General features: G+C 68.8%; 23 protein-coding genes. 6 read left to right on the top strand and 17 right to left on the bottom strand.

All coding sequences use genetic code 11. From position 1 onward, the window contains the following. Positions 1–35 precede the first annotated feature (35 nt). On the bottom strand, positions 36–248 hold the full coding sequence (locus GPZ80_RS16115) for a hypothetical protein (RefSeq protein ID WP_187221177.1): 213 nt from the start codon (positions 246–248) through the stop codon (positions 36–38). An 89-nt stretch (positions 249–337) separates the two neighbouring features. On the opposite strand from GPZ80_RS16115, the gene GPZ80_RS16110 reads away from it, so the two are divergent. The 3 genes from GPZ80_RS16110 to GPZ80_RS16100 are packed head-to-tail and all read left to right on the top strand — an operon-like array spanning position 338 to position 1,632. Beyond that, positions 338–640: a YbaB/EbfC family nucleoid-associated protein gene (locus tag GPZ80_RS16110; protein WP_187221176.1), complete on the top strand. Its 303-nt coding sequence runs from the start codon at positions 338–340 to the stop codon at positions 638–640. A 12-nt stretch (positions 641–652) separates the two neighbouring features. Continuing rightward, positions 653–976 (top strand): hypothetical protein, encoded by a 324-nt coding sequence (locus GPZ80_RS16105; protein WP_187221175.1) that lies wholly within the window; start codon positions 653–655, stop codon positions 974–976. Beyond that, complete coding sequence (locus tag GPZ80_RS16100; protein ID WP_187221174.1) at positions 973–1,632, top strand: hypothetical protein; 660 nt, start codon at positions 973–975, stop codon at positions 1,630–1,632. The genes GPZ80_RS16105 and GPZ80_RS16100 overlap by 4 nt, the downstream gene beginning before the upstream one ends. 183 nt (positions 1,633–1,815) lie before the next feature. Here the strand turns inward: GPZ80_RS16100 and GPZ80_RS16095 are convergent, their stop codons facing one another. Both GPZ80_RS16095 and GPZ80_RS16090 read right to left on the bottom strand, forming a co-directional pair. Next, the gene (locus GPZ80_RS16095; RefSeq protein WP_187221173.1) at positions 1,816–2,526 is read right to left on the bottom strand and encodes a spermidine synthase family protein; all 711 of its coding nucleotides are present in this window, start codon (positions 2,524–2,526) and stop codon (positions 1,816–1,818) included. Between the two features lie 38 nt (positions 2,527–2,564). Beyond that, positions 2,565–3,194, bottom strand: coding sequence for a TetR/AcrR family transcriptional regulator (locus GPZ80_RS16090; protein WP_187221172.1), 630 nt, complete (start codon positions 3,192–3,194; stop codon positions 2,565–2,567). 106 nt (positions 3,195–3,300) lie between these two features. On the opposite strand from GPZ80_RS16090, the gene GPZ80_RS16085 reads away from it, so the two are divergent. Then, positions 3,301–4,518 (top strand): lipase family protein, encoded by a 1,218-nt coding sequence (locus GPZ80_RS16085; protein WP_187221171.1) that lies wholly within the window; start codon positions 3,301–3,303, stop codon positions 4,516–4,518. Between the two features lie 89 nt (positions 4,519–4,607). Beyond that, a complete protein-coding gene (locus GPZ80_RS16080; RefSeq protein ID WP_187221170.1) occupies positions 4,608–6,257 on the top strand; it encodes an AMP-dependent synthetase/ligase in 1,650 nt (549 codons plus the stop codon). 6 nt (positions 6,258–6,263) lie between these two features. On the opposite strand, the gene GPZ80_RS16075 is transcribed toward GPZ80_RS16080, so the two are convergent. From GPZ80_RS16075 to GPZ80_RS16045, 7 genes are all read right to left on the bottom strand, one after another. After that, on the bottom strand, positions 6,264–8,048 hold the full coding sequence (locus GPZ80_RS16075) for a DUF262 domain-containing protein (protein WP_187221169.1): 1,785 nt from the start codon (positions 8,046–8,048) through the stop codon (positions 6,264–6,266). A 90-nt stretch (positions 8,049–8,138) separates the two neighbouring features. Then, on the bottom strand, positions 8,139–8,939 hold the full coding sequence (locus tag GPZ80_RS16070; protein ID WP_187221168.1) for a transporter substrate-binding domain-containing protein: 801 nt from the start codon (positions 8,937–8,939) through the stop codon (positions 8,139–8,141). Continuing rightward, on the bottom strand, positions 8,932–9,546 hold the full coding sequence (locus GPZ80_RS16065; RefSeq protein WP_187221167.1) for a hypothetical protein: 615 nt from the start codon (positions 9,544–9,546) through the stop codon (positions 8,932–8,934). Before GPZ80_RS16065 ends, GPZ80_RS16070 begins: the two co-directional genes overlap by 8 nt. A 41-nt stretch (positions 9,547–9,587) precedes the next feature. After that, a complete protein-coding gene (locus GPZ80_RS16060) occupies positions 9,588–10,505 on the bottom strand; it encodes a carbohydrate ABC transporter permease (protein WP_222719381.1) in 918 nt (305 codons plus the stop codon). Beyond that, the gene (locus GPZ80_RS16055) at positions 10,505–11,518 is read right to left on the bottom strand and encodes an ABC transporter ATP-binding protein (RefSeq protein ID WP_187221166.1); all 1,014 of its coding nucleotides are present in this window, start codon (positions 11,516–11,518) and stop codon (positions 10,505–10,507) included. Before GPZ80_RS16055 ends, GPZ80_RS16060 begins: the two co-directional genes overlap by 1 nt. Continuing rightward, entirely contained in the window at positions 11,515–12,852 is a 1,338-nt protein-coding gene (locus GPZ80_RS16050; RefSeq protein ID WP_187221165.1) for an ABC transporter substrate-binding protein, read from the bottom strand. Before GPZ80_RS16050 ends, GPZ80_RS16055 begins: the two co-directional genes overlap by 4 nt. After that, positions 12,852–13,658: a carbohydrate ABC transporter permease gene (locus GPZ80_RS16045; RefSeq protein WP_187221164.1), complete on the bottom strand. Its 807-nt coding sequence runs from the start codon at positions 13,656–13,658 to the stop codon at positions 12,852–12,854. The genes GPZ80_RS16050 and GPZ80_RS16045 overlap by 1 nt, the downstream gene beginning before the upstream one ends. 248 nt (positions 13,659–13,906) lie before the next feature. Between GPZ80_RS16045 and GPZ80_RS16040 the strand changes: the two genes are divergently transcribed. Then, positions 13,907–16,792: a VPS10 domain-containing protein gene (locus GPZ80_RS16040; RefSeq protein ID WP_187221163.1), complete on the top strand. Its 2,886-nt coding sequence runs from the start codon at positions 13,907–13,909 to the stop codon at positions 16,790–16,792. 145 nt (positions 16,793–16,937) lie between these two features. Here GPZ80_RS16040 and GPZ80_RS16035 read toward each other — a convergent pair whose 3' ends face one another. From GPZ80_RS16035 to GPZ80_RS16005, 7 genes are all read right to left on the bottom strand, one after another. Beyond that, positions 16,938–17,108 carry an alpha/beta fold hydrolase gene (locus GPZ80_RS16035; protein WP_187221162.1) on the bottom strand — a complete coding sequence of 57 codons (171 nt, stop codon included), beginning with the start codon at positions 17,106–17,108 and terminating at the stop codon, positions 16,938–16,940. A gap of 154 nt (positions 17,109–17,262) precedes the next feature. Beyond that, the gene (locus GPZ80_RS16030; protein WP_187221161.1) at positions 17,263–17,703 is read right to left on the bottom strand and encodes an alpha/beta fold hydrolase; all 441 of its coding nucleotides are present in this window, start codon (positions 17,701–17,703) and stop codon (positions 17,263–17,265) included. A gap of 24 nt (positions 17,704–17,727) precedes the next feature. After that, positions 17,728–18,069 carry a nitroreductase/quinone reductase family protein gene (locus GPZ80_RS16025; protein WP_187221160.1) on the bottom strand — a complete coding sequence of 114 codons (342 nt, stop codon included), beginning with the start codon at positions 18,067–18,069 and terminating at the stop codon, positions 17,728–17,730. A 193-nt stretch (positions 18,070–18,262) separates the two neighbouring features. Next, complete coding sequence (gene glgB, locus GPZ80_RS16020; RefSeq protein WP_187221159.1) at positions 18,263–20,461, bottom strand: 1,4-alpha-glucan branching protein GlgB; 2,199 nt, start codon at positions 20,459–20,461, stop codon at positions 18,263–18,265. Continuing rightward, a complete protein-coding gene (locus GPZ80_RS16015) occupies positions 20,458–21,819 on the bottom strand; it encodes a maltokinase N-terminal cap-like domain-containing protein (protein ID WP_187221158.1) in 1,362 nt (453 codons plus the stop codon). The genes glgB and GPZ80_RS16015 overlap by 4 nt, the downstream gene beginning before the upstream one ends. Beyond that, positions 21,816–23,531: a maltose alpha-D-glucosyltransferase gene (gene treS, locus GPZ80_RS16010; protein WP_187221157.1), complete on the bottom strand. Its 1,716-nt coding sequence runs from the start codon at positions 23,529–23,531 to the stop codon at positions 21,816–21,818. The genes GPZ80_RS16015 and treS overlap by 4 nt, the downstream gene beginning before the upstream one ends. Continuing rightward, positions 23,521–25,479 (bottom strand): alpha-1,4-glucan--maltose-1-phosphate maltosyltransferase, encoded by a 1,959-nt coding sequence (locus GPZ80_RS16005; protein ID WP_312880357.1) that lies wholly within the window; start codon positions 25,477–25,479, stop codon positions 23,521–23,523. The genes treS and GPZ80_RS16005 overlap by 11 nt, the downstream gene beginning before the upstream one ends. Positions 25,480–25,804: the final 325 nt, after the last annotated feature.

Below are 25,804 nucleotides of genomic sequence, written 5' to 3'. Positions count from 1 at the left end.
CCGGCCGAGGCGTGTCGCGGCTTTCGGCCACGCGGTCACCGACGCGGCGACGGGAGGTCGAAGGAGTCGACCAGCCAGGTTCGGGGCACCTCGGGCTCGTCCTCGCGGATCACGCGTGGACGGGCGACGGCCGGGGCGTTCGTGGTCGCCCGCACCCATGTCGGCTCGACCGTGCTCGGCGACGGCAGGCGGGGCGGCTGGTCGCCCGCGCGGGCCCGCACCCAGTAGCCGTTCGCCGAGGGGTTCACGAAACACAGAATACGTTAGGCAAGATGGAACCCCGTGCCGATGATCTCCGTCGGAAAGTGTCAGAACCGCGAAACCGATCTGGGGACTGATGAGTGATCTGCCCTCGCTGGAGGAGATGGCCGCGAAGGCCGAACGGCTCGACCAGGCCAGGCTGGCGCTCAAACGGGATCTGGCCGAGCGGATCGTCCACGGCCGGGACGCGGGCGATTTGGTCGAGGTCGGCGTGGACACCTCGGCGAATGTGGTCGAGGTCGCGGTGAACGCCTCGCTGGTGAGTCGGGTCGACCCGGCTGTGCTGGCCAACGCGGTGTTGCAGGCCGCCGCGGCCGCGCAGCGCAACGCCCGCGCGCTGGTGGCCGAACGGCGTTCGTACTACCTGGGAACGAAGTAGAAGGGGGAAGTGATGACTGGAACGGGATTCCGGGCCGATACGACCGGAATGCGCGGGTCCGCCAAGGGGTTTCGGAGCGCGGGCGAGCGCGTCGGCACCGCGCGGGGCGAGTTGGACTCGGCCACGGTGCCTGAGGGCACCTTCGGCATCTCGGGGCCGGGACCGATGCTCGCGGCCGACCTGGACAACATCATGGGCCGCCGCCGCGAAAGCGTCAGCAGGCGCCAGACCGGTCTGGGCGAACTCGCGGGCGGCATCGAGGCCAACGCCGACGCGTTCGACCGCGCCGAGTCGGACAACACGCAGGACGTCGAACGGTCAGGAGAGGGTCTGTGAGCCACCCGGCTATTCAGCAGGCGATGCAGGGCTGCACCCGGCTCGCCTCGGCGGCCGCCAAGATCGGCGCACCGGACCCGGTCGACGCGATCCGCCAGATCGATTACCAGCCCGAGGCGATCTACGCCTATGTCGAGCAGATCGACAAGGCGGTGAAGGCGCTCGACAAGGCGATCGAGGAACACTCGGCGGCCCAGTCGCAGCACGCCGAGAGTTCGTCGGGCGAGTCGTCGGACGCGGCGCAGCAGCAGGCGGACAAGGAACTCGCGGAGCTGCAGGCGGAAAGGCAGCGGCTGCTCCTCTTGTCCGACAAGGTGCGGGAAATCGGCGAGTCGATGGACAAGCTGGCCCACGAGTCGGGCGGGCAGATTCTTGAGATCGCGCAGAGCAACGACCCGGCTGTCTCGGTGGTGCTGGACGGCGGGTTCTGGGATGACGTGAGCGGGGAGAGCGCCGCGGCGGAGGAAGCCGTTCATCAGGCGGTGAGCGCGATCATCGCTATCTGCAAGGCGTTTCAGACGGCGCTCGAGTCGATGCGGGCTGATTTGAATTCCACGATGGCGGCTTCTGAGGGTGCTTCCGGTGGCGGTGCTGCCGGCTCGGGTGCCGCCGGTGGTGCGGCCGGCAGTGGGCCTGCGGGTCGGCCGGGCGGCTGATCGCGGGTGTCTGTTTGTTCGCTTTGATTTGGGGGACCCGGAAATGGGCCTGCGCGGATAAAGCGGGCAGGATAGGGAAACTGCCCCGCGCCGTGAAAGTCTAGGCCCATTTCAGCCCAAATCAAGGCGAACCACCCAAACAGGCAGTTGGTGCTGGCCCGTTGCGTTCGGGTGGGTTCGGGCCTATTCGGCGGTCGTCGCCACGTAGACAGTGGCGGTGGCTTCCCGTTCCTGCAACGGGTTCGCGAAACTTATGATCTCCGCTTTGACGTTGGCGAAGCTCAGTTCCAGTGCTGTGGTGTATTCGGTGTCCGGTGGGTCGTTCGACCACAGGCTGAAGACTCCTCCCGGTCGTAGGTGCCCTGCCAGCCTTCGGATTCCCTCCGGCTCATAGAAATCCGCGTTGCCAGGGTGCAGGAGGTGCCGGGGCGAGTGATCGATGTCCACGATGATCGCGTCAAACCTTCCGTCCAAAGCGGACCCTTCCGGGGCTCGCGCCATCGCGAAGAAGTCGCCGTGTATCAACGTGCACCGTGAGTCGGCGGTCAGGGTGGTGCCTGCCGGGATCAGTCCTCGCTCATGCCACTCGATCACCTCGCCGAGTGCGTCGATCACCGCCAGCGATCGCACCCGTGGGTCTTCCAACACCGTCAGTGCCGTGTAGCCGAGCCCGAGACCGCCGACGGCCACGTCGAAGTCTGTGCCGCTGAGCTCCGCGAGCGCGTGTCGGGCGACTTCCTCCTCGGCGACGGTGAATAGGCTCGACATCAGGAACTCGTCATTGAGTTTGATCTCGAAGACGTCCTTCTCGAACGTGCGGTCCCACCGCCTGCGCAGCATCAGCTCGCCGAGCGGCGTCTGGCGCCAGTCCAGTTCCTGGAAGCTCTTACCCACGGGATGACCTCATCCGGGCAGAGTACGGCCCCCGCTGCTCACGCCGGTCGGGTGATGGCTGCGAGCATCAGGCCCCTGATCTCGGTGGCGATCTCGTCCGCCGCCAGTGGTGGGGTGTGGGCCTGCCATTCGCGGAGCAGGCCGGTGATGGCGCCGACCAGGGCGATGGCGGTGAGGCGGTAGTCGCGGGCGGGGGCGACGCCCTGGTCGGCCGCGTGTCGGGCCTCGGCTTCGATGAACTTCGCCCAGTGGGTCAGCCACTCGCGGTGTTGGCGCTCCATGTCCACGCTCACACCGACGGCCTCGACGTAGGCGAGCTTGGGCAGCCTGGGGTCGGCCGTGACGCTGGCGACGAAGGTGTCGAGGAGGGTGCGGACACGGGTGACCACGTCGGCGTCGGTGATGGTGTCGAGGACGGCGGTGACCCGGCGGAGGGCTTCGGCGTTGATTCGGCGGTGCAACGCCAGCAGTAGCTGCTCCTTGGCCTGGAACTCCTCGTAAAAGTTGCGGGTGGACACCCCGGCCATGGTGCACAGGTCGACGATCTTGGTCTGCTGGTAGCCGCGGGAGGTGAACAGCTCCAGTGCGGCCAGCAACAGCCGCTCGCGGCGCTCGGCCCGGCGCTGCCCGCCCTCGATGCCCGCGTAGGCGCGTTTGGTCCGGGTCATGCGGGCTTCCGTTCATTCAGACGACACAAAGTGGTAATCGGGGTTGTCACTGTACTCGGCCGGTTCTACATTCCGGAAATCAAGCTTTCCACTTTCCGGAGGCACCATGGCCCGCCGAACAGTTCTGCTCTCCGCCCTCGCCTCGCTCACGTTGTTGGCAGGCGGTCTCGCCCCCGTCGTGCACGCCGCCGAAGAGCTGCCCGTCCCGTCGCAGGACCCCTTCTACACCGCCCCCAAGCCGCTCCCGGCGGGTGCGCCGGGCGATGTGATCCGCAGCCGGAAGGTGGACTGGCACCCCGAGCCGTTCCGCATCCTCCCGGCGCCGGTGAAGGCGTACCAGGTGCTGCACCGTTCGACGTCGGCCACCGGCACGCCCAACGCGGTCTCGGCCACCGTGCTGGTGCCGCCGACGGCCTGGACCGGCGCCGGGCCGCGTCCGCTGATCGCCTACGCCATGGGCACCCAGGGCATGGCCGACGAATGTGCGCCGTCGTACCACCTGCGTAAGGGCACCGAGGTCGAGATCGCGTTCCTGGCCCAAGCGCTGTTCAAGGGCTGGGCGGTCGCGGTCACCGACTACGAAGGCCTTGGCACGCCGGGCACCCACACCTACGCGGTGGGTCAGTCCGAAGGGCGCGCACTGCTCGACACCGCCCGGGCCGCGACCCGGCTGCCGGAGGCGCGGCTGTCGCCGAGCGCCCCGATCGGAGCCTTCGGCTACTCGCAGGGCGGCCAGGCGGCGGCGTGGGCCGGAGAGTTGCAGGCCACCTACGCGCCTGAGTTGAACCTGGTCGGGATCGCGGAGGGCGGCGTGCCGTCGGACCTCAACGAGGTCGCCGCGTTCAACAACGGTGGGCCGGGATCCGGTCTGGTCGTCGCCGCGGCCATCGGGTACTCCACCGCCTACCCCGAACTGCCCTTCGCCGAGCACCTGAACCAACGTGGCAAGGACGTCACGGAGAAGGTGCGCGACTCGTGTGTCGCGCAGTTGGCGCTCGCCGCGCCGTTCACCCGGCTCAACGACCTCACCACGACACCTGACCTGATCAGCAACCCGGCTTGGCAGGCGCGGCTGGTGGAGAACAAGCTCGGCACGGTGAAGCCCACCGCGCCGGTCTACCTCTACCACGGCACCGTCGACGAGCTCATTCCCTACGCGGGCGCCAAGAAGCTCCGTGACCGCTACTGCGCGCTGGGCGCGGACCTGCAGTGGACGCCACTGCCGCTGGCGGGCCACATCGTCGCGATCTCGGCGTGGGGAACCAACGCCCTCAACTGGCTCGGCGACCGTTTCGGTGGCAAGGCAACCACGTCGTCCTGCTAGTTCCCGGGGGGCGGTGGCCGCGGTGGTGGGTGTGCTGGGCGTCCACCACCGCGGCGCCCTCGTTTACATCAGACTCAAGGAGTGCGCACATGCCGGACACCGACACCCGTCCCGCCAGCCTCGCGGGTCTCGCCGAGTGGGCTGGGGCCACCTACGGCCCGCTGCCCGCGCTGCGATACCGGGCGGCAGGCCAGTGGGTCGAGCGGACCTACGCCGAACTGGCCGCGGAAGTCCACGCGGTCGCCGCCGGGCTCGCCGCTCAAGGAGTGGTCAAGGGGGACCGGGTCGCGCTCCTTGCCGAGACCCGTCCCGAGTGGACGGTCTGCGACCTGGCGATCGCGTCACTCGGCGCGGTGTCGGTCCCGGTTTATCCCACCAACTCCGCCGAGGAGTGCGCCTGGGTCATCGGCGACTCCGGCGCCACGACGGTGATCTGCGAGCAGGCCGAGCACCTCGACCGGATCGACGCCGTGCGCGCGCGGCTGCCGCTGCTGCGCACGGTCATCGTGATCGACGTAGTCGAGCGGCCTGGTGTGTCTACTTTGGACGAGGTGATCACCAGCGGCGGCACTGCCGGCCAGGTGGAGGTGGACCCGGATACGGCCAACACCATCGTCTACACCTCCGGCACCACCGGTCCCCCGAAGGGCTGCGTGCTCACCCACCGCAACTGGCGCGCCGCACTCGACGCGATCGAGCAGCGGACCACCCTCACCGAAGGCGACACGATCTACCTGTACCTGCCGCTGGCGCACCTGTTCGCCCGGATGGTGCAGCTCACCACCTTCGAATGCGGCGCCACCCTGGTGTACTTCGGCGGCGACATCAGCGCGGTCGTCGCCGAGTTGATGGAAGTCCAGCCCACGCACCTGCCGTCGGTGCCGCGCCTGTTCGAGAAGGCCTACGGCATGGTGCGCGCGGAGATCGAGCGTGCGGGCACCACCACCGAACAGGCCCAACAGCTGGTGCGCGCCGCACTGGGGGGTCGCGTCCGCGAGGCCCTCACCGGCGCGGCGCCGATCGCCCCGGAGATCCTGGAGTTCTTCGCGGGCAGCGGAATCCCGATCTACGAGGCCTACGGCATGACCGAGTCCACCGCCCTGGTATCGGCCAACTCCCCAGGCGAGGTCCGCTACGGCAGCGTCGGCAAGCCCCTGCCCGGCGTCACCGTCCGCATAGCCGACGACGGCGAGATCCTGGTCGCGGGCGTCAACGTCTTCCCCGGCTACCACCACGACCCCGAGGCCACCGCCCAAACCCTCATCGACGGCTGGCTGCACACCGGCGACCTCGGCCGCGTCGACGACGACGGCTACCTGTTCATCACCGGCCGCAAGAAGGACATCATCATCACCGCGGGAGGGAAGAACCTGACCCCGGCCAACCTGGAGAACGACCTGCGCCAGTCCCGCTGGGTCGCCAACGCGGTCATGATCGGCGACCGCAGGCCCTACCCGGTCGCCCTGATCACCCTCGACCCGGACGAAACCACCCGCTGGGCAACCGAGAACGCCGTCGACGGCGACCCCACGACCCACCCGGAACTCCGCCGGGTCATCGGGGACCTGCTGGCCGCGGCCAACGAGAACTACGCGCCACCCGAGCGCATCCGCGACTTCGCCATCCTCCCAACCGACTTCTCCGTCGTCGCGGGCGAACTCACCCCCACCCTGAAGATCCGCCGGACGGTGATCCAGGAACGCCACAAGGACGTGATCGACCAGCTTTACCGGAAGTAGCAGCGTTCACCAGTCGGTGTCGTACTGCGCTTCCTTGCCCATGGCCATCCCGACAAGCTCGAGCAGTGCCGCTTCGCGTGCTTTCAGCGTTTCCCAGAAGTCGTCCGCGCGCAGTGTCAGCGGTGAGATCAGGTGCGAGGTGAGATTCGCGTCGATCTCGTCGGCGGTCGTCTCGGCGCTCCTGGCGAGACTGCGAAGGTAGGCCGAGGGCGCCCGCCCGCCGATGAGCCGGTTCGTGCGGGCCGTCAGCGGCGTCTTGTTCACGATGGAGTTGTAGTGGGCGGCTGCGAGGCCTTCTCGCTCGCACCAGGCTTTCGGGAAGATGTGGTGGATGTCGACCGCGTTGTCGAAGTAGTTCTCGGTCGCCATGTCCGAGCCGGTGCACCAGTCGACCGGCCCCCGCTTGAGCTGCAGGGCGTACAAACCCTTGTACGCGGCTGATCCCCGAGTGCGCAGCGACCAGAGGCGTGAGGAGAAGAACTGCGCTTCCTGAACCGTGCGGGGCTCGGCGCCCGGCCCGGTGATCCAGGCCATCAACTCCGGCAGGTCGCGGGCGAAACGGGTCTCCGTCGTGCCGCCGTACATCTCGCCCAGCACCCCGGACCAGTACCAGCGCGACAGCTTCTGCCGTGCCCCAATGGTCTCCGCCTGGTTGCCGAGCAGGGCGAGGACCGCGGCGAGCGGGATCAGCTGGCTGCCGTAGGGAAGGAACCGCTGGTCGAAAATGTGCTGGCTGTGGAGGAACTGCGCTGCCGCCTTGAGCCCGTGGGTGACCTGCGGCGCCCACTTGTGGTACTCCGCGAGGGTCAGGTTGAGCATGTCGGCGCGCCTGCAGCCGATCCGTGGGGCGTTCAGTTCGTCCCGGCCCGCCTTCACCGCCGCGACATGGCGCTCATGGGTCGCGAGCAGCGTCACCGCCTGCAGGAAGTCGGTGTTGGCGACCTCGTCGAGGATCGGGTACTTCCCGCCCGTCCACTGCGTCTGGCGGTCGACCCAGTCCTGCCGCAGGTCGAAGTCGTCCGCGGCGAACGTCGCAGTGAGGAGTTCGAACACGGTCAGCGTGACGCCGCCTGTGTTCACCTTCTCGAAGACCTGGCACACCGCCTGTCGCGGCGTCGCCTTGCCGAGTTCGATGACCGGCAGCTGGTACTGCTCGAACCGCCGGACCACGGCTTCGTAGAAGTGCTTCCACAGCTCGAGGTTCTCGCTCGGGTCAGCCGAGTGCTGGACCAGCCCCATCATCCACGGCATCGCGTTCAGCAACGCGGTGCAGGGGAACATCTTCGCCGAGTACTCCCGTTCCGGTGTGGTGAGGTCCAGGACCGGGCTGTTGCGGAAGTCGAGCCGGATCTTGCTCTCCGGGACGAACAGGATGGCTTCCTCACGGTCGCCCTGGTCCAGCAGCGCCCGCTCCATGTCGATGTAGAACCAGCCACGCGTGGGCTTGCCCCTGACATCATGGGTCTCCACCGGGGCGTCGCGGAACGCCGCTTGGTACAGCGAGGTCAGCCGCTGCTGGCCGTCGAGAATCAGCCGGTCGGGGGCCACGCCCGACTCCCCCTGCGCGCCTTCCACCGGTCGGGTCTTGAACCTGACCTCACCGCCGTGCTTGAGCATCATGACGGTTCCCGCCGGGTAGCCCAGCGAGATGGACGCGATGAGGCTGGCGATGTTGCGGTCGGGCCACACCCAGCCGCGTTGGAACTCCGGGAGCTGCGCCTCTCCTTTGTCCACCTGCGTCAGCAGGTCCTTCAGGAATTCCTTCGCAATGCCGAAGGCCTCGACGCCCACACTTGGCTCCCCACTCTTGGCATGATCACTCCCTGTATCGCGATACCCGCCGAAGAGTTTCACCGCTCCACCGGAAGTAGCCGCGGGCGGTCAGCAGGGGTTCAGCTTGTTCACGTTCGGCTTGCGTCCGGCTGTGGGGACGTTCGGCAGGTTGGAGGCGAAGAACCGCTCCCAGTAGCCGTCGTTGAGGAAGGTCCTGAGCTTGGCGGTGACGGCCTCGCACTTGGCCTTGTCGCCCTTGGGCAGGCCGATGCCGTAGCGCTCCTGCTGACCGAAGGTGATGTCCGGGACCACAAAGGTGTCGGAGTCGACCTGGTGCAAGCCGTAGAGGATCAGTTGGTCGGTGCTGATCGCGTCGACCTGGTTGGCGTGCAGGGCGAGTCTGCACTGCTCGTAGACCTCCTTCTCCGCGAGGGACACGGGGAAGCCGAGTTCGCGCGCCTGCTTGGCCGACGTCGATCCCGCCGTGACGCACACGGTCTTGCCGGTGAGGTCCGACAGCGTGCGGTACTTGTCCTTGTCCGCCGTCCGCACCATCACGCCCTGGTGGCTGAGCAGGTATGGACCGGCGAAGCCGACCAGGTCCTTGCGCTCGTCGGTGATCGAGTACGTGGCCACGACCATGCCGACCGTGCCGCGTCCCAGTTCGGCCTCGCGGTCCCGGGCGAGGACCACCACCGGGACCGGGGTGAACCCGAGGCGCTCGCCGAGCCAGTTGGACAGGTCGTGGTCGAACCCGCTGCGGTTGCCTGCACTGTCCCCGACCCCCAAACCGGGGGAGCTGGGCGCCACGCCGACGTTGACGGTCTTGCCGAACAGCGGCTCGTCGGCCTGCGCGCCGCACCCGACCAGCGCCAGAACGAGCAGGACCGCGGGGATGCGCCTAGTCATGAAGTACCGCCTCACCCAGGTAGAGGTTCACCGCACAGCCGGTGTTGCCGGAGTCGTAGTGCAGCGTGATCTTGACTTCCGCCTTCTTGACCACGCCCCCGAGCGAAAGGTCGACTTGCCGTCCGGGTTCGGCCGACGTCGACGGTTGCGGTCGCCCGTCGATCACCGGCGTGTACTCCAGGGTCGCCGTCTGCTCGCAGTCGCCCGTCTTGTTGACGTTGTCCACTGTCGCGGACATGGTGAGGTGGCCGCGTTCAGGCGGGTTGCCCGGAACCGGCACCAGGACGTGGTAGCCGTCCTTCCAGGTTCCCCCTACACCGTCCGGGAACTCGACGGGCAGGTCACGGGTGTTCTGCCAGACCGCGTACAGCACCCCGGTTCCGCCGATCGTCGCGATCACGACGGCGCCGATGACCGACAGCTTCCGCCAGGGGATGGCGCCTTTGCCCTTGAGCGGAATCGTCGACACGGCATAGATGACCACCGCGAGCGGCAGCGCCAACGCGCTGGCGAGTTGCCCCGCCCGGTCGAGGTCCAGGAGCAACAGCGGCGCCATGGACGCGGCCAGCAGCACCACCAGGAAGATCCATAATCGGCCATGGGTCACGATCGGTCATCGAGTGACCGCGCGGAGTCGTTACGGTCTGGTCACCATTCGTAGCGGGAGCGATACCGGCGGATCAGCCGCCACTGCAGGAACACCGCGAGCCCGGTGCACACCAGCATGACCAGGGTCGCCGCGGCGGCGTAGCCGTAGCGCAGGTACTCGAAGGCGTTGCGGTAGACGAAAAGCGGCAGGTAGGTGGTCGCGTACGGCGGCGGACCGCCGTCGGTCACCACCAGCGCGGGGACGAACGAGAACTGGAAACTCAGGATCGTGTCCCGCAGCAGGAGCAACCCGAGCACCGGCGCCATGAGCGGCAGCGTGACCCGGCGGAAGACCTGGAAGCCCGTGGCTCCCTCGATCGCCGCGAGTTCGTACACGTGCGGCGGTAGCGCCCGGCGCGTGATCAGCAGGACGACGAACGTCTCGCCGATGGTGAACAGGCTCATGAGCACGATCCCGGCCCGAGCGTCGGCCGGGTCGGTCAGCCAGTTCGGGATCGAAACGGGCTCGGCGAACATCCGCAGGAACTGGTTCACCGGCCCGTACATCGGATTGAGCAGCCACAGCCACAGCAGGCCGTACGCCACCTCGGGCACCGCGGACGGCAAGGTGACGGTGGTCCGGGCCGCCCCGACCCCCGCCACGCGCCGATGCAGCAGCAGCGCCAAGCCGAGGGCGATCAGCAGTCGCAGCGGGACAGCGACGGCGGCGAAGCCCAGCGAGTTGCGCAGTGCCTCATGAAAGGCGGTGCTTGACGCCAGTTCGACGAAGTTGGCGAACCCGATCCACCGCACGGTCTCGATCAGGTCGTAATCGGCGAACGCCAGCGCGAACGTGACCAGCGCGGGGCCGACCACCAATGCCGCCAGCCCGACCAGGAACGGTGCGAGCATGAGCGCGAGCTGCACCCTGCGCGACCGCAGGAACCCGACCGGCTCGCGGGTCTCCCTGGACAGCATCAGCCGACCCGGTTGCCGTCGGTGTCGAACACATGCAGATCGGCGGCGTCCGCGCGGGCCACCACCTGCGCCCCCTCGGTCGGGCGCGTGGTCGCGGGCACCCGGGCCACGAGCGCGTGGCCATCGACCCGCAGCCGCACCCAGGCGTCCTCGCCGATCACCTCGGCGCCGGTGACCGTCGCCGCCAACCCGTCACCCGAGGTGTCCAGCCGCAGGGACTCCGGCCGGACACCGACCTGCTGCCCGGCAATGGCTCCGGGTACCTGCCACGGACCGTCGCCAGGCAGGAAGTTCATCGCCGGGGACCCGACGAACCCGGCCACGAACGCCGTCGCGGGCCGCCGCCAGATCTCGTCCGGGGTGCCGACCTGCTCGATCCGGCCGTCGCGCAGCACCGCGATTCGGTCGCCGATGGCCAGCGCCTCGGTCTGGTCGTGGGTCACGTGCACCATGGTCGCCCCGACCCGGTCGTGCAGGGACCGCAGCTCGGTCCGAGTCCGCACCCGCAACTCTGCGTCCAAATTGGACAGTGGCTCGTCCAGCAGGAACAGGGCGGGCTCGCGGACCAGCGCCCGGGCCAGCGCGACCCGCTGCCGCTCCCCGCCGGAAAGCTCCTCGGGCCGCCGGTCGAGCACCTTCTCACAGCCCACCATTGCCGCCGCCGCCTCGGTGCGCCGCCGCACCTCGCGCTTGCCCATGCCGCGGACCTGTAGCCCGAAACCGATGTTGTCGGCCACGCTCAGGTGCGGGAACAGCGCGAACGCCTGGAACACCATCGAGACGTCCCGCTGACCAGGGCTCAGCGCGGTCACATCCCGCCCGTCGATCCCCACCCGGCCCGCCGACACCGGGTGCAGCCCCGCGATCACCCGCAGGAGAGTCGACTTGCCCGCGCCGGACGGGCCGAGCAGCACCAGCAACTCGCCCTTCGGCACGGTCAGGTCGATCCCGCGCAGCACCTCGGCTTTGCCGTGCGCGGCGTGGACGCCGACCAGTTCCAGCCCCGCGGTCATCTGCCACGCTCGAACAGGGACCGGGTCTGCTCGTCGAGCTGACGGGCGACCTCACGTGGCTGATGGCCGTAGTACAGGGCGTTCTCCAGGATGCCGTTGGCGACGTCCTCGATCTCCGGCCACGTGGACACCGCGGGGGTGGCGCGGATCGCCGGGATGGAGTCGAGGAACACCTGGGCGTTGCGCGGCGGCTTGGCGGGGTCCAGGAACGCGGGGGAGCGCGACACCTCCACAGTGGACGGCACGGTCCGCCCGGTCTCCGCCATGATCGTAGCCCCCTCCTTGCCCAGGGCGAACTCCACGAACCGCCACGCGCCCGCCTTGTTCGCCGACCCCTTGGTGAGGCAGTAGGCGTCGCTGTGCAGCACGGTGGCCTGCGTCCGGTGCGCCGGCAGCGGCGCGACGTCCCACTCGAAGCCGGTGATCTTGCGAAACGTGGTGGTGGAGCGGCGCGACGACATCAGCATGCCGAGCCCGCCCGCGGCGAACCGGGCCTCGTCGTCCTGGCTTTCCTTTTCCTGATCGGTGGGCACCACACCGTGTTTCCCACGCAGATCGATGAATTCGGACAGCGCCTCGATCGCGGGCTCGTCCAATGCGAATCGCGTCGGTCGCTTATCGTCGTCCACCAGGGTGCCGCCATTGGACCAAATGAACGGGGCCAGTCGGATGATTTCCGGCGAAAGGCCCAGGCCGTAGGAAACCGGCGGTGGGCCGGTGGGCACGGGCGCGCCCGGCATGGCGTCGGGGTCGGCGCCCTTGGCGACATCCCCGTTGGCGTCGCGGGTGAGCGCCGCCGCGGTGGCGACCATGTCGGGCCAGCCCCACCCCGCCTTCGGCTCGGCGACGCCGTGCTTCGCGAACAGCGCCTTGTTGTAGTAGACAACCAGGCTGGACATGTTCTGCGGCATGCAGAGCTGTCTGCCGTCGACCTGGAAGGCGGAGAGCGCCTGCGGATAGAAGTCGCGGGCGTGGATCGCGGTCGAGCGCTCCAGCAGGTCGTGCGCGGGCTCGATGGCGTTGCGCTTCGCGAACTGGCCGTAGAAGCGGTAGTTCATCAGGAACAGGTCCGGTGGCTTGCCGCCCGCGATCGACGTCGACAGCCGGGTGATGAGGTCCTTGCGGTCGCTCGCCTCGATCAGCCGCAGGTCCGCGCCGGGCACCGCGTTCTCGTACGCCGCCTCAAGCTTGCGGTAGGCGGCGAGTTCGTGCGGGTCGCCGAAGACCAGCAGACTCACCGTGCCCGCCGGACCGGCGTCGCCCGCGCTCGACGAGCAGCCCGCGGCGGCCAGCGCCGCCGCCGCAAGGCAGGCCAGGGCTCGCGCCAACCTCATCATCGGTCCTTCCTGAGTCGCAACCCTCGTTGTGCCAACGCGAAAACAAGCAGGGCGGGGGCGGTGGCCAGCACCGCCCCCGCGAGGAACACCGGGAAGTCGCTCGGGTCGAGCGTGGCCAGCGACCGCAGCGCCAGCGGCAGGGTGAAGGTGTCGCGCTCGTAGAGGAACACCAGCGGGTCGAGGAAATTCGACCAGGTGAGCACGAACGTCAGCGCGGCGACACCGGCGGTCACCGGACGCACCAACGGCATCCCCACTCGCCACCACACCCGCAGCGGCGACATGTCCTCCAGTCTGCACGCGTCGTACAGTTCCCCGGGAATCGCGCGGAACGCCAGGTAGTAAACCAGCGGGTACAGCGGGGAAGTGGCGATCAGCGCGGGCGCGACCAGCGGCGTGAGCGTGCCGGTCACGTCCAGCACCCGGAACAGCGCGAACCGGGGAACCAGCAGGGAGATCGCCGGCACCATGAGCGCCACCAACGACAGCGCGATGACCGGCCGCGCCACCCGCGACGACACCTGGCTCAGGGCGAACCCGGCGGTCGCCGCGACCAGCACACTCAGTGGCACCGCGATCACGCACACCAGCACCGAGTTCAGCGTGGCCCGAGCCAACGCGCCGAGTTCGGTCGCCTCCGCGTACCCCTTGGTGGACAGCGGATCCGGCACCAGGTCCGGAGTCAGCGGCGGCGGCCCGCCCGGCTCGTGCAGCGACCCCGACAGCAGCAGGACCAGCGACGCGCCGAACACCAGGGTCACCGCGACCGCGCCGAGCGTGCGGCCAAGCGACTTGGTGCTCATCGCCGATGCCGCTCCTGACAACGAAAAGTAAGGACGCGGCGCGTCCGTGGCCGCTGGAACCGTGACACACGATCGGCGTTAACACAATGGAAGACCGGCAATAATCGGAATGCCGGATTGGTCAGTTTGGTCCTATCCAACCTCACCCCGCTTGCCTCAGCATGACGCCCGGCGTCTCCTGCGACGCCGTATCGCGAGGGAAGGGCGTCATGAAGCGGTCCAGAAGTGCGCTCGCACTGTTAATGGGAATGGGAATAATTGTCCTGCCAGCCGCGGCCACGCCGAACGAGGCCGACCGGGTGATCGGCGTCATGGCGGTCGAGGCGGACGCCGCGGGACCCGCGGGCGCGGACGAGTGGTTCGCCCGCCAGCGGCTGTTCCCGGACCCCACGGTCGACCTGGCAAGCAACCTTTCGCGCGCGCGTGGGCACGCGAAGAACCTCCAAGCGGGCCACGAGCGGGGCGCCCTGCAAGCCGCCGCCTCGTGGCAGTCGCTCGGCCCCGGACGCGGCGGTCGCGTCTCCGACATCGCGACCGATCCCACGCGGGCCAACACGCTCTACACGGGTGCCGCGTCCGGCGGCCTGTGGAAGAGCACCGACGGCGGCGTGAGCTTCGCCTACTCGTGGGGAAGGGACCTGCCCCAGAGCGTCGGCGCGGTCGCCGTGGCGCCCAACGGCACGATCTACGTCGGCACCGGTGAGGGCAACCCGGGCTCGGCGTCGTACTCCTTCCCCGGCAACGGGATGTACAAGTCGACCGACGGCGGCGCCACCTGGACGTCGATCGGCCTGACCGGCACCGACCGCATCGGCCGCATCGCGGTCGACCCGAACAACTCCAACCGCGTCTTCGTCGCCGCCGCCGGCAAGCTCTACCAGCCGGGCGGCGAACGCGGCGTCTACCGCACCACCGACGGCGGCGCGACCTGGACGCAGGTGCTCGCGGGCGCCAACACGACCACCGGCGCCATCGACGTCTCGATCAACCCAGCCGACTCCAACGCGATCTACACCGCCATGTGGGACCACACCCGCACCCCCGCGGGCCGGGTCTACGGCGGCACCGGCTCCGGCATCCACCGCTCCACCGACGGCGGTGCCACCTGGACGCGGCTCGCGGGCGGCCTTCCGGCGTCGAGCGGCAACCTGGGCCGGATGGGCGTCGCGGTCGCCAAGAGTGACCCGAACCGGATTTACGTCATCGCCGCGGACACCCCCGGCAACTTCCTCGGCTTCTGGACCTCCACCGACCGCGGCGTCACCTGGACGAAGATCACCAGCACGTCGTCGCTGAGCAGTTCGCAGTCCAGCTACGGCTGGTGGTTCGGTCGGATCGTCGTCGATCCCACGGCCTCGCAGCACATCTGGGTCGCGGGCGTGCCGATGCTGGAATCCACCAACGCGGGCGGGAGCTGGACCAGCAACGGTTCTTCGTTCCACGTCGACCAGCACGCGGTCGCGTTCGACCCGTCGGTGGCGGGCAAGGTCTACATCGGCAACGACGGCGGCGTCTACCGCTCCACGCAGAACGGCTCGCTCAGCGGCACCTGGACCAAGAGCCAGAACCTGTCGAACATGCAGTTCTACTCGGTCGGCGTCTCCCAGCAGGATCCCACCAGGATCAACGGCGGCCTGCAGGACAACGGTTCCGTGCGTTCGTGGGCGGGCTGGGGCGAGTACTACGGCGGTGACGGTCTGGCGAACGTGATCGACCCGACCAACCACCTCAAGGTCTACGCCTGCGCCCAGAACGGCAGCTGCGCCCGGTCCACCAACGGCGGCAACTCGATGTCGTCGTTCGGCTCGACCACCTCGAGCCGCCGCAACTGGTTCACCCCGGTCGTGCTCGACCCGACCAACCCGGCGATCGTGTACTACGCCGGTGACCGGGTGAACCGCTCGACCAACTCGGCGGGAACCTTCAGCGTCATCAGCCCGACCCTGACCACCACCACATGGGGCACGGTCAGCGCGATCGGCGTGTCCAAGTCCGACGGTCGGGTGATCTACGCGGGCACCGACGACGGCAAGCTGTGGGTCACCCGCAACACCGGCACCACGTGGACCGACATCACCGCGGGCCTGCCCACCAGGTACGTCACCCGGGTGACCGTCGACCCCACCGACGCCAACCTCGCCTACGTCGCCCTTTCCAGCTACCGCAACGGCTCCAGCGTCGCGCAGCTGTTCAAGACGACCAACGGCGGCGCGAGCTACACCCCGATCTCGGGCAACTTGCCCGACGCCCCGGTGAACGACATCGTCCTGGACCCGCAGAACCGCGACATCCTCTACGCGGGCACCGACGTGGGCGCGTTCACCTCCACCAACGGCGGCGCGAACTGGGCGCCGGTCGGCACCGACCTGCCGCTGGTGCCGGTCACGGACCTGGAGACCTCGGTGTCCTCGGGCCAGACGGTGCTGACGGCGGCCACCTACGGCCTCGGCATCTACCAGATCCGACCCACCTCCACCCCGAGCAACGACTTCTCGCTCTCGGCGTCCCCGGCCACCGCCACGGTGAACCAGGGCGCGTCGGCCACCACCACGGTCAGCACCGCGGTGGTCTCGGGCACGGCGGAGTCGGTGACGCTCAGCGCCACCGGCCTCCCGACGGGCGCCACGGCGTCGTTCAGCCCGGCTTCGGTCACCGCGGGCAACTCGTCCACCGCGACGATCGCCACCTCGGCGACCACCCCGGCGGGCACCTACACGGTGACCATCACCGGAGCGGCCACCTCGGCCACGCGGAGCACCACGTTCACCTTGACGGTGAACACCGTCGGCGGCGGCTGCACCAACACCAACGGCACCGACGTGGCCATCCCGGACAACACCACGGTGAACTCGACGATCACGATGTCCGGCTGCACCGGCAACGCGTCGGCGACGTCCACAGTGGAGGTCCACATCCGCCACACCTACATCGGTGACCTCGTGGTGTCCCTGATCGCGCCGGACGGCACCGCGTACGTCCTGCACAACCGCACCGGAAGCGGCACGGACAACATCGACAAGACCTACACCGTGAACCTGTCCAACGAAGTCCGCAACGGCACCTGGACCCTGCGGGTCCAGGACGCGGCCACCGTCGACACCGGTGTCCTGGACACTTGGACGGTCACCCTGTAACTGTGTGACGTGCCGCCGGCGCGGCTCGGTCGCATTTGTGTGACGTTTCGGGGTCCCGCCCGAACACTGCCAACTTCGATGGCGTGTTTGAGCGGGACCCCCGAAACGTCACCGCGACCGAGCGGGGGTGGGTTGGGCTTTCACATCAGTGCACTGAGGCGAGTGCTTCGAGCAGGATCTCGGCCACCAGGGTGGGGTGCGAGGTCAGGGTCATGTGACCGGCGCCGGGGACCATGACCACCTTGGTCTGTGCGCGGGCTTCGAGTTCCGACCGCTCGTCGTCGGTCAGGCCGACGTCGTCCTTCTCGCCGAACACCAGCCATGCGGAGACACCGCTCGCGCAGAGCGCCCGGCGACCGGCCGGTCCAGATAGTCCAGGTACGCGCGGACCTGGCGCCGGTTGACGCAGGGACCATTCCGGCCGATCTCCGCCGTCCGTGCCGCGTGGCGTTTCGGGGAGACCTCCTTCTTCAGCGCGGGACCCAATGCCTTGAGCGCCGCGACGAAGGGCAGATGCCCAACACCTTCCCGAGCTGGTTCAAAACCCGCAGAACCATCGACGCGTCGCCCCGCGACAGGCTCGGCGCCAACAGCACCAGCGGACCGGTGAACCCAGCCGAGACCGCCATCTCCACGGCGACGTTGGCGCCGAAGCTGTGTCCCACCACCGCGTCGCAGCCATGCTCCGCGGCCAGGTCGGCGGCGAGCCGGGCGTGGTTGCCCAAGCCGAGATCCTCGGGCGGGGGAGTCCCGCCGAACCCCGGCAGGGTCGCGGCGACCATGCGGACCCCGGTGAGGCTCGGCTCGGCCATCAGGTCCTGATAGAAGGCCGCGGTACACATCCCACCCGGCAACAACAACACGGAGCGCGCCGCGTCGATGGGGCCGGACTCCACGATCTCCCAGTTCATGGCGCTCTTCTCAGCAGGTCGCGCTCAGGGTTCGAGATCGATCCGAATGGTCAGCAGGTCGGTGCCGACGATGCGGACCGTTCGCTGGTTCACCTGGTGTGGGAGTTGCTTGGAACGCGCCCGGGCGTCGTCTTCGGGGAGGACGTGGGCGGTGCCTTCACGCCAGGTGCGTCCCACCTTGACCCGCACTCGGGGGTTGGCGATGAGGTTGCGCACGTAGTCGGCTTTGCGGCCGTGCTCGGCGACGATCCAGAAGGTGTCGCCGATGGTGCCATTGGTTACGGGGATCTGGCGTGGTTTCTGGGTTTTGCGGCCCGTTGTTTCGAGGATGGCTGTTGATGGGGGGAGGATGTCTCGGTTTGCCATCGCTCGGACGACGGGGTTGAGGATTCGGCGTTGGAAGGCTCGGACTAGGACGTATTTGATCGATCGATTCGCCACGTCGTCCTTTCTGCCTTGCGTCTACCTCGTGGTGCTTGTGGGCATGATGGGTGCCTGCGGTCTTGGTCTTCGGGTGCCTGTTCGGTACTGCCCCTTGCGTTTGGTGGCTCCTGGGGTGCTAGTCGGCCGGTGTCAGCCAGATCACGCCTGAGGGTGGCAGTGACAGTTCGGTTGAGTGCGGCCTGCCGTGGCATTCCTCTGCTTCCACCTTGATCTCCGGGTTGACCACGCCTGATCCGCCATAGCCCGTGTCGTCGGTGTTCAGTACTTCGCGCCAGTTTCCGCCTGATGGCAGGCCGATTCGGTAGTCGTGGTGTGGGATGCCCGCGAAATTGGCCACGCACACCAACTGTGAGCCTTCCTTGCCGATGCGCGCGAAGGACAGGACGTTGCCCTGGTAGTCATCTGCCGCTATCCAGGAGAAGCCTTCTGGGGATCCGTCGACGCTGTAAAGCGCTTGCGTGTCCCGGTAGGTCTTGTTCAGGTCGGTCACGAGTCGCGACAGGCCCGCGTGGTTGGGGGAGTCCAGGAGGGGCCATTCAAGGGACGCCTCCACTGACCACTCACCGGTCTGGCCGAATTCGCCGCCCATGAACAGCAGTTGCTTGCCTGGATGCGCCCACATGAATCCGTACAGCGCCCGCAATCCCGCTGCCTTGTTCCACTCATCGCCGGGCATTCGGTTCCACAGGGAGCCCTTGCCGTGCACCACTTCGTCGTGGGAGAGCGGGAGCATGAAGTTCTCGCTGAACGCGTACAACAGCGAGAACGTCATTTCGTCGTGGTGGTGGGAGCGGTACATCGGGTCATGAGCCAGGTACCTGAGGGTGTCGTGCATCCAGCCCATGTTCCACTTGAAGCCGAACCCGAGCCCGCCCAGGTGAGTCGGCCGGGTGACGCCCGGCCACGAGGTCGACTCCTCGGCCACCATCATGATGCCGGGGTGGTTCTTGTAGGCCGTCGCGTTGAGTTCCTGGAGGAAGCTGACCGCGTCGAGGTTTTCGCGGCCGCCATGCTCGTTCGGGTACCACTGGCCGTCTTCGCGGGAGTAGTCCAGGTACAGCATCGAGGCGACCGCGTCGACCCGCAGTCCGTCCACATGGAACTCTTCGAGCCAGAAGAGGGCGTTGGCGACCAGGAAGTTGCGGACCTCGGGCCTGCCGAAGTCGAAGATCAGGGTGCCCCAGTCCGGGTGCTCGCCGCGCCGGGGGTCGGGGTGCTCGTACAGGGTGCTGCCGTCGAACCTGGCCAGCGCCCACTCGTCGCGCGGGAAGTGGGCGGGCACCCAGTCGACCAGGACTCCGATACCGAGGTTGTGGAGGTGGTCGACGAAGAAGCGGAAGTCGTCCGGTGAGCCGAAGCGTGGTGTGGGGGCGTAGTAGGAAGTGACCTGGTAGCCCCACGACCCGATGAAGGGGTGCCCGGCCACCGGCATCAGCTGCACGTGGGTGAACCCGTGCCGCGAGACGTAATCGCCGAGTTCCGTTGCCAGCTCCCGATACGACAGGCCGGGCCGCCACGATCCCAAGTGGACTTCGTACACGCTGACCGGCTCCGAGGACCACTCCGTCGTCGCCCGCTTGGCCATCCACTCGTCGTCGTGCCACTGGTGAACCGACTGGAAGACCACCGACGCCGTCGCGCGGGGGACCTCGGTGGCGAACGCCATCGGGTCGGCCTTCTCGTGCCAGTTCCCGTCGGCGCCGAGAATGCGGAACTTGTAGCGGGTTCCTGGGCCGACGCCGGGCACGAACAGCTCCCACACGCCCGAAGAACCCAGCGACCGCAGCGGTGTCGCCTGTCCGTCCCAGTGGTCGAAGTCCCCGGTGACCCGCACACCGCGGGCCGTCGGCGCCCACACCGCGAACGACGTGCCCTCGACCGGGCCCGCCGCTGTGTCGAATTGCCGGGGGTGCGCGCCGAGCACCTCCCACAGCCGCTCGTGCCTGCCCTCGCCGATGAGGTGCAGGTCGAACTCGCCCACCGTCGGCAGCCACCGGTACGGGTCGTCGACCTCGGCGGCGCCCTCCGGATACACCACGGCCAGTCGGTAGTCTTCCAACACCAGCGGGACCACCCCGGCGAACACGCCACCCAGATCACGAAGCCGGTAGCTCGACCCGTCGGCGAGCACCCGCACCTCGCTCGCGCCGGGCCGCAGCACCCGCATCACGGTGCCCTCCGCGACGCGGTGCGGCCCGAGCACCGAGTGCGGGTCGTGGTGCGCGCCCGCCAGAAGTCTGCCCAGGTCGTCGGTGGACAGCGGCGCGGCAGCGGTGTCGATCGTGAGGTGGACGTCGGCCAGGGCCTTGGTCATGGCTGGGTTCCTAGGAGTCGATCGACGGCGGCAAGCGGAATCCCGACCCACGTGGGCCGGTGGGTGCGCTCGTAGGCCACCTCGTACACGGCCTTATCCAACTCGAACGCGTCAAGCAGGGCGGAGTCGGCCCGTGGATCTTCGGCCAAATCCGCGTAGCCATCGCAGAACGCGGTGCGGTTGCGCTCGGTCCACAGCCGGGCCTGCTCGTGCAGGCCGCCGGCGGGCGCGCAGCCCACCAGGAGGTGGTTGGCCGCGTAGTCGAACGATCTGAGCATTCCCGCCACATCCCGCAACGGTGAGCACGGCGTCTCCCGGTCCTGCCTCGACGCCGCGGGCTCACCCTCGAAGTCGATCACTACCCAGCGTGCCGGGGTGCGCAAAGCCTGCCCCAGGTGCAGGTCCGCGTGGATCCGCTGCACCCGCATCGGACCCGGCGCGCCGGCGACCCGGTCGTACACCGCCCGGATGTCCGCCTCATACCGACCCAGTTCCGGCGCGCGGGCCAGCGCGTGGTCGAGCCTGCGGTGCATGGTGGCGGCGAGTTCCGCCGCGTGCCCCGACTCGGTGACCGTCTCCCCGAGCGCGGTCCGCAGATCCGCGTGCAGGGCGGCGACTGTCTGTCCCAGTCGGAACGACTCGGCCGCGAAGTCCCCGCCGACCCGGGCCGCGTCGCCGCCCGTGCCCGCGAGCAGGTCGCGCACGCTCGCCGTGGCCATCGGCCAGCCGTCGGCCGCCGCGGGCAGGAATTCCTGCAGGAACACCAGATCCGTGTCGACGCCGAGCAGCGGCGCGCGGACACTGCCCAGTGGTGTGGCGATGTGCTCGGAGTCCACCGAGTGCAGCGCCCGGTGCAGGCTGACGTCCGGGTTGTCACCGGGGGAGACGCGGCGGAACAGCTTCAGGATGTACTGCTGGCCATAGACGACCGAGGTGTTGCTCTGCTCGGCCAGGACCGGGCGGGGCCGCAGGTCCGGGTCGAGCCGTACACCCGGTTCGGCGGCGAACCGCAACTCACCGACCAAGCTGTCGGACGCGATCAGTCCCAGCAGCAGACTGAGCATCTCCGCGTCGTGCGCCGCGTCGTAGACGGCCATGCCCTCGTGGCAGCCGATCGAGGCGTGCGCGAGGTGCTCCGGCAGGCTCGGCCGCAGACCCAGCAACAGTTGGTAGTGCTGGGTTTCCGCGCCGAGGTCGACCGCCACCACCGTGTGCACCAGGATCGGATCGGCGTCGCGCAGCACGTGGGCCCGCACGGCGCTCACCCGCTCGACCACGCTGTCCTTCGCGGCGAACCACCGCTGCGCGGGCAGCCACTGGCGCAGCGTGTCTCCCAAGGCGTCGACAAGTGCGGTCATGAGCCGTCCCCGCGCTCGATCTCGGCCAGCTGGAACCAGTAGAACCCGTGCCCGGGCAGCGTGAGCAGGTACGGCAGCTCACCGATGGGCGGGAACTGCACGCACCCGGTCAGCTCGACCGGGGTGTGCCCGGCGAACTCCGAGAGGTCGAGCTCCACCGGCTGCGGGAACCGCGACAGGTTGTTCACGCACATGACCAGGTCCTCGGTGCCGTCCTCGCGGCGGTGCCTGCGCAGGTACGCCAGGATCGTCGGGTTCGACGCGCCCAACTCGATGAACTCGCCGAGGCCGAAAGCCGTGTGCCGGGTACGGACCTGCAGCATCCGCCGCGTCCAGTGCAGCAGCGACGACGTGTTGCCCATCTGCGACTCGATGTTGACGCCCTGGTATCCGTAGACCGGGTCGGCGATCGTCGGCAGGTAGAGCCGGGCCGGGTCACACCGGGAGAACCCGGCGTTGCGGTCCGGCGACCACTGCATCGGCGTGCGCACGGCGTCGCGGTCGCCGAGCCAGATGTTGTCGCCCATGCCGATCTCGTCGCCGTAGTAGAGCACCGGCGAACCCGGCAGCGACAGCAGCATCGCGGTGAACAGCTCCTGCTGGTCGCGGTCGTTGTCCAGCAGCGGCGCGAGCCTGCGCCGGATCCCGATGTTCGCCTTCATCCGCGGGTCGGTCGCGTACTCGGCGTACATGTAGTCACGCTCGTCGTCGGTGACCATCTCCAGCGTCAGCTCGTCGTGGTTGCGCAGGAAGATCCCCCACTGGCACCCGTCCGGGATCGCCGGGGTCTGGGCCAGGATCTCCGAGATCGGGAACCGCGACTCCCGGCGCACCGCCATGAAGATCCGCGGCATCAGCGGGAAGTGGAACGCCATGTGGCACTCGTCGCCCCCCACGGTCTTGTCGCCGAAGTACTCGACCACGTCCGCGGGCCACTGGTTCGCCTCGGCCAGCAGCACCGTGCCGGGGTACTCGTCGTCGACGACCTTGCGGCACGTCCTGAGGAAGTCGTGCGTGGGCTTGAGGTTCTCGCAGTTGGTGCCCTCCTGCTCGAACAGGTAGGGGACCGCGTCGAGCCGGAAGCCGTCGATGCCCAGGTCGAGCCAGAACCGCAGGACGTCGATCATCGCCTCGGTGACGGCCGGGTTCTCGTAGTTCAGGTCGGGCTGGTGGGAGAAGAACCGGTGCCAGTAGAACTGGCCGCGCACCGGGTCGAACGTCCAGTTCGACGTCTCGGTGTCGACGAAGATGATCCGCGCGTCCGAGTAGCCCTCGTCGGTGTCCGCCCACACGTAGAAGTCGCCGTACGGGCCCGTGGGGTCGCGGCGCGACTCCTGGAACCAGCGGTGGGCGTCGGAGGTGTGGTTCAGCACCAGGTCGGTGATCACCCGCATCCCGCGCGAGTGCGCCTGGTCGAGCAGGTACACGAAGTCCTCGACCGTCCCGAACTCCGGCAGCACCCGGCGGAAGTCGCTGATGTCGTACCCGCCGTCGCGCAGCGGCGAGTCGTAGAACGGCGGCAGCCACAGGCAGTCGACGCCGAGCCACGCCAGGTAGTCGAGCTTGTCGGCGAGGCCGCGCAGGTCGCCGGTGCCGTCGCCGTCGGAGTCGCTGAACGCGCGGACCAGCACCTCATAGAAGACCGCGCTTTTGAACCACTCGGGTTCTGGCGCCACGGACCGCGCGCGCCGGGGATGGGCGTCAGTGCCCATGGGTCCTCCTCGGGATCGAGACGATGTGCGCGACCGCCCGTCGCGGGTCGAGCCGCACGTAGTTGGTGTCCGTCCACTGCCAGCGCTGCCCGGAGACCAGGTCGACGACGGCGACCCGGTCGGGGAGTCCGAGCTCGGCCAGGGGCAGGCGCAGCGTGCCTTCGTGGGGTTGGTGGGGGTCGAGGGTGACGATCACGACCACGGTGTCGCCGGTGGCCGGGTCGACCAAGCTGTAGGCCAGCAGCGAGTCGTCGTCGACGTCGTGGAAACGCAGGGTCCGCAGCTGCTGCAGCGCCGGGTGCGCGCGCCGGATCGCGTTGAGGGCGCCCAACCACGGCTCCAGCGAACGGTTCTGGGTGAGTGCTCCCTCGAAGTCGCGGGGCCGCAACTCGTACTTCTCCGAGTCGAGGTACTCCTCGCTGCCTTCGCGCACGGCCTCGTGCTCATAGAGCTCGAACCCCGAGTAGACACCCCACGTCGGCGCCAGGGTCGCGGCCAGCGTCGCCCGGATCGCGAACATCGCCGGTCCGCCGTGCTGCAGCGACTCGTGGAGGATGTCCGGGGTGTTGACGAACAGGTTCGGCCTGGTCTCGTCGGCGTGGGCGACCAGGTCCTCGCCGAACTCGATCAGCTCCTGCTTCCCGGTCCGCCAGGTGAAGTAGGTGTAGGACTGGGTGAAGCCGAGCCGGGCAAGGCCGTGCAGCCGGGCGGGCCGGGTGAACGCCTCCGCCAGGAACAGCACGTCCGGGTAGGTGCGCTTGACCCGCGCGATCAGCCAGTGCCAGAAGTCCGGCGGCTTGGTGTGCGGGTTGTCGACTCGGAAGATCCGCACCCCGCGCTCGATCCAGCCGGTCACCACCTCGAGGATCTCCGCGTAGAGGGTGGCGGGGGCGGTGTCGAAGTCGAGCGGGTAGATGTCCTGGTACTTCTTCGGCGGGTTCTCGGCGTAGGCGATCGTGCCGTCGGGCAGCGTGGTGAACCACTCGGGGTGCTCGGTGACCCAGGGGTGGTCCGGCGCGCACTGCAGCGCCAGGTCGAGGGCGACCTCCATGCCCAACTCGTCGGCTCGGGCCACGAAGGACTTGAAGTCCACGAGCGTGCCCAGGTCCGGGTGGACCGCGTCGTGGCCGCCGTCGGCCGAACCGATCGCCCAGGGAGACCCGACGTCACCCGGCTCGGCGTGCACGGAGTTGTTGCGCCCCTTGCGGTTGACCGCGCCGATCGGGTGGATCGGCGGCAGGTACACCACGTCGAACCCCATCGCCGCGATCCGGTCCAGGGCGCGTTCCGCCGTGGCGAACGTGCCGTGCACGGGCGCGCCGGTCTCGTCGACGCCGCCGGTGGAGCGCGGGAAGAACTCGTACCAGGAGCCGAACGCGGCGCGGTCGCGGTCGACCCAGATGTGGTGCGGCGCGCCGGTGGTCAGCAGGTCGCGGATCGGGTTGTCGTAGAGCGCGGCGCTGACCGGCTCGCCGAGCGCGGGCCGGATCCGCTCGGTCAGGGGACGGTCGGTGTCGCGCAGGGTGGCGGCGGCCTCGGTCAGCATCGGCCTGTCCGCCACACCGGGGCGGCGGGCGACCCGGTCGAGCAGGCGTGCGCCGATCTCCAGGTCGTTCGCCAGCGCGTCCGCGTCCTGGCCGTCGGCGACCTTCGCGGTGACCGCGGACCGCCACGTGGTCCACGGGTCGCTCCACGCCTCGATCTTGAACGACCACAGCCCGACCTGGTCCGGCACGATGGTGGCCACCACCTGGTCCTGGCCCGGTGCGCCCGCGGTCATCCGGGTCCGCCGCCAGCCCCGGTCCTTCGGGCCGCGCCACGCGGCCGTGGCGCCCACCGCGTCGTGGCCCTCGCGCCACACCGTCGCGCTGAGCGGAACGTGCTCGCCCACGACGGCCTTCGACGGGGCTTTGCCGCGGCTGACGGTCGGGAGGACATCGTCGATCACGATGCGGTCGGACTTGGGGAGTGTGGATCGGGGATGAGTCCGGCGACTCTCGGTGCGCACAGTCAGCTCTATTCTTTCCGATCCGAATTCTGAGCGCACCGGGTCACGCGATGGTCGGACAACGTCGCCCGCTCGGGTGCCGAATTCCGGATTTCCGAGTGACGAGACGGCCCGCGCTACTCCCGATCGCCTCGGCCGCGCGCGTCCACTGTGGCTAAATGATCTCGGCGGCGAAAGCCGGGTCACCCCATCGCGGACGAGGATCACCACATCGGGTTAGTCGGATCCGAAGGTCACTGGGTCGCGCAGGAAGTGCACAACACAC

This window comes from Actinokineospora xionganensis (assembly GCF_014323725.1).
In the GTDB taxonomy this organism is placed as follows: Bacteria; Actinomycetota; Actinomycetes; order Mycobacteriales; family Pseudonocardiaceae; genus Actinokineospora; species Actinokineospora xionganensis.
Note: the sequence above shows the minus strand (reverse complement) of the source record. Positions and strands in the feature narration are given on the sequence as shown.

What these genes read in the sequence shown, in the direction of transcription:
- GPZ80_RS16055 (WP_187221166.1), bottom strand. Translation starts at nt 11,518, where the DNA reads ATGACCGCGGGGCTGGAACTGGTCGGCGTCCACGCCGCGCACGGCAAA.
- GPZ80_RS16030 (WP_187221161.1), bottom strand. Translation starts at nt 17,703, where the DNA reads ATGAACTGGGAGATCGTGGAGTCCGGCCCCATCGACGCGGCGCGCTCC.
- treS (WP_187221157.1), bottom strand. Translation starts at nt 23,531, where the DNA reads ATGGGCACTGACGCCCATCCCCGGCGCGCGCGGTCCGTGGCGCCAGAA.
- GPZ80_RS16090 (WP_187221172.1), bottom strand. Translation starts at nt 3,194, where the DNA reads ATGACCCGGACCAAACGCGCCTACGCGGGCATCGAGGGCGGGCAGCGC.
- GPZ80_RS16105 (WP_187221175.1), top strand. Translation starts at nt 653, where the DNA reads ATGACTGGAACGGGATTCCGGGCCGATACGACCGGAATGCGCGGGTCC.
- glgB (WP_187221159.1), bottom strand. Translation starts at nt 20,461, where the DNA reads ATGACCAAGGCCCTGGCCGACGTCCACCTCACGATCGACACCGCTGCC.
- GPZ80_RS16050 (WP_187221165.1), bottom strand. Translation starts at nt 12,852, where the DNA reads ATGAGGTTGGCGCGAGCCCTGGCCTGCCTTGCGGCGGCGGCGCTGGCC.
- GPZ80_RS16070 (WP_187221168.1), bottom strand. Translation starts at nt 8,939, where the DNA reads ATGACTAGGCGCATCCCCGCGGTCCTGCTCGTTCTGGCGCTGGTCGGG.
- GPZ80_RS16025 (WP_187221160.1), bottom strand. Translation starts at nt 18,069, where the DNA reads ATGGCAAACCGAGACATCCTCCCCCCATCAACAGCCATCCTCGAAACA.
- GPZ80_RS16080 (WP_187221170.1), top strand. Translation starts at nt 4,608, where the DNA reads ATGCCGGACACCGACACCCGTCCCGCCAGCCTCGCGGGTCTCGCCGAG.
- GPZ80_RS16040 (WP_187221163.1), top strand. Translation starts at nt 13,907, where the DNA reads ATGGGAATAATTGTCCTGCCAGCCGCGGCCACGCCGAACGAGGCCGAC.
- GPZ80_RS16015 (WP_187221158.1), bottom strand. Translation starts at nt 21,819, where the DNA reads ATGACCGCACTTGTCGACGCCTTGGGAGACACGCTGCGCCAGTGGCTG.
- GPZ80_RS16085 (WP_187221171.1), top strand. Translation starts at nt 3,301, where the DNA reads ATGGCCCGCCGAACAGTTCTGCTCTCCGCCCTCGCCTCGCTCACGTTG.
- GPZ80_RS16060 (WP_222719381.1), bottom strand. Translation starts at nt 10,505, where the DNA reads ATGCTGTCCAGGGAGACCCGCGAGCCGGTCGGGTTCCTGCGGTCGCGC.
- GPZ80_RS16045 (WP_187221164.1), bottom strand. Translation starts at nt 13,658, where the DNA reads ATGAGCACCAAGTCGCTTGGCCGCACGCTCGGCGCGGTCGCGGTGACC.
- GPZ80_RS16110 (WP_187221176.1), top strand. Translation starts at nt 338, where the DNA reads ATGAGTGATCTGCCCTCGCTGGAGGAGATGGCCGCGAAGGCCGAACGG.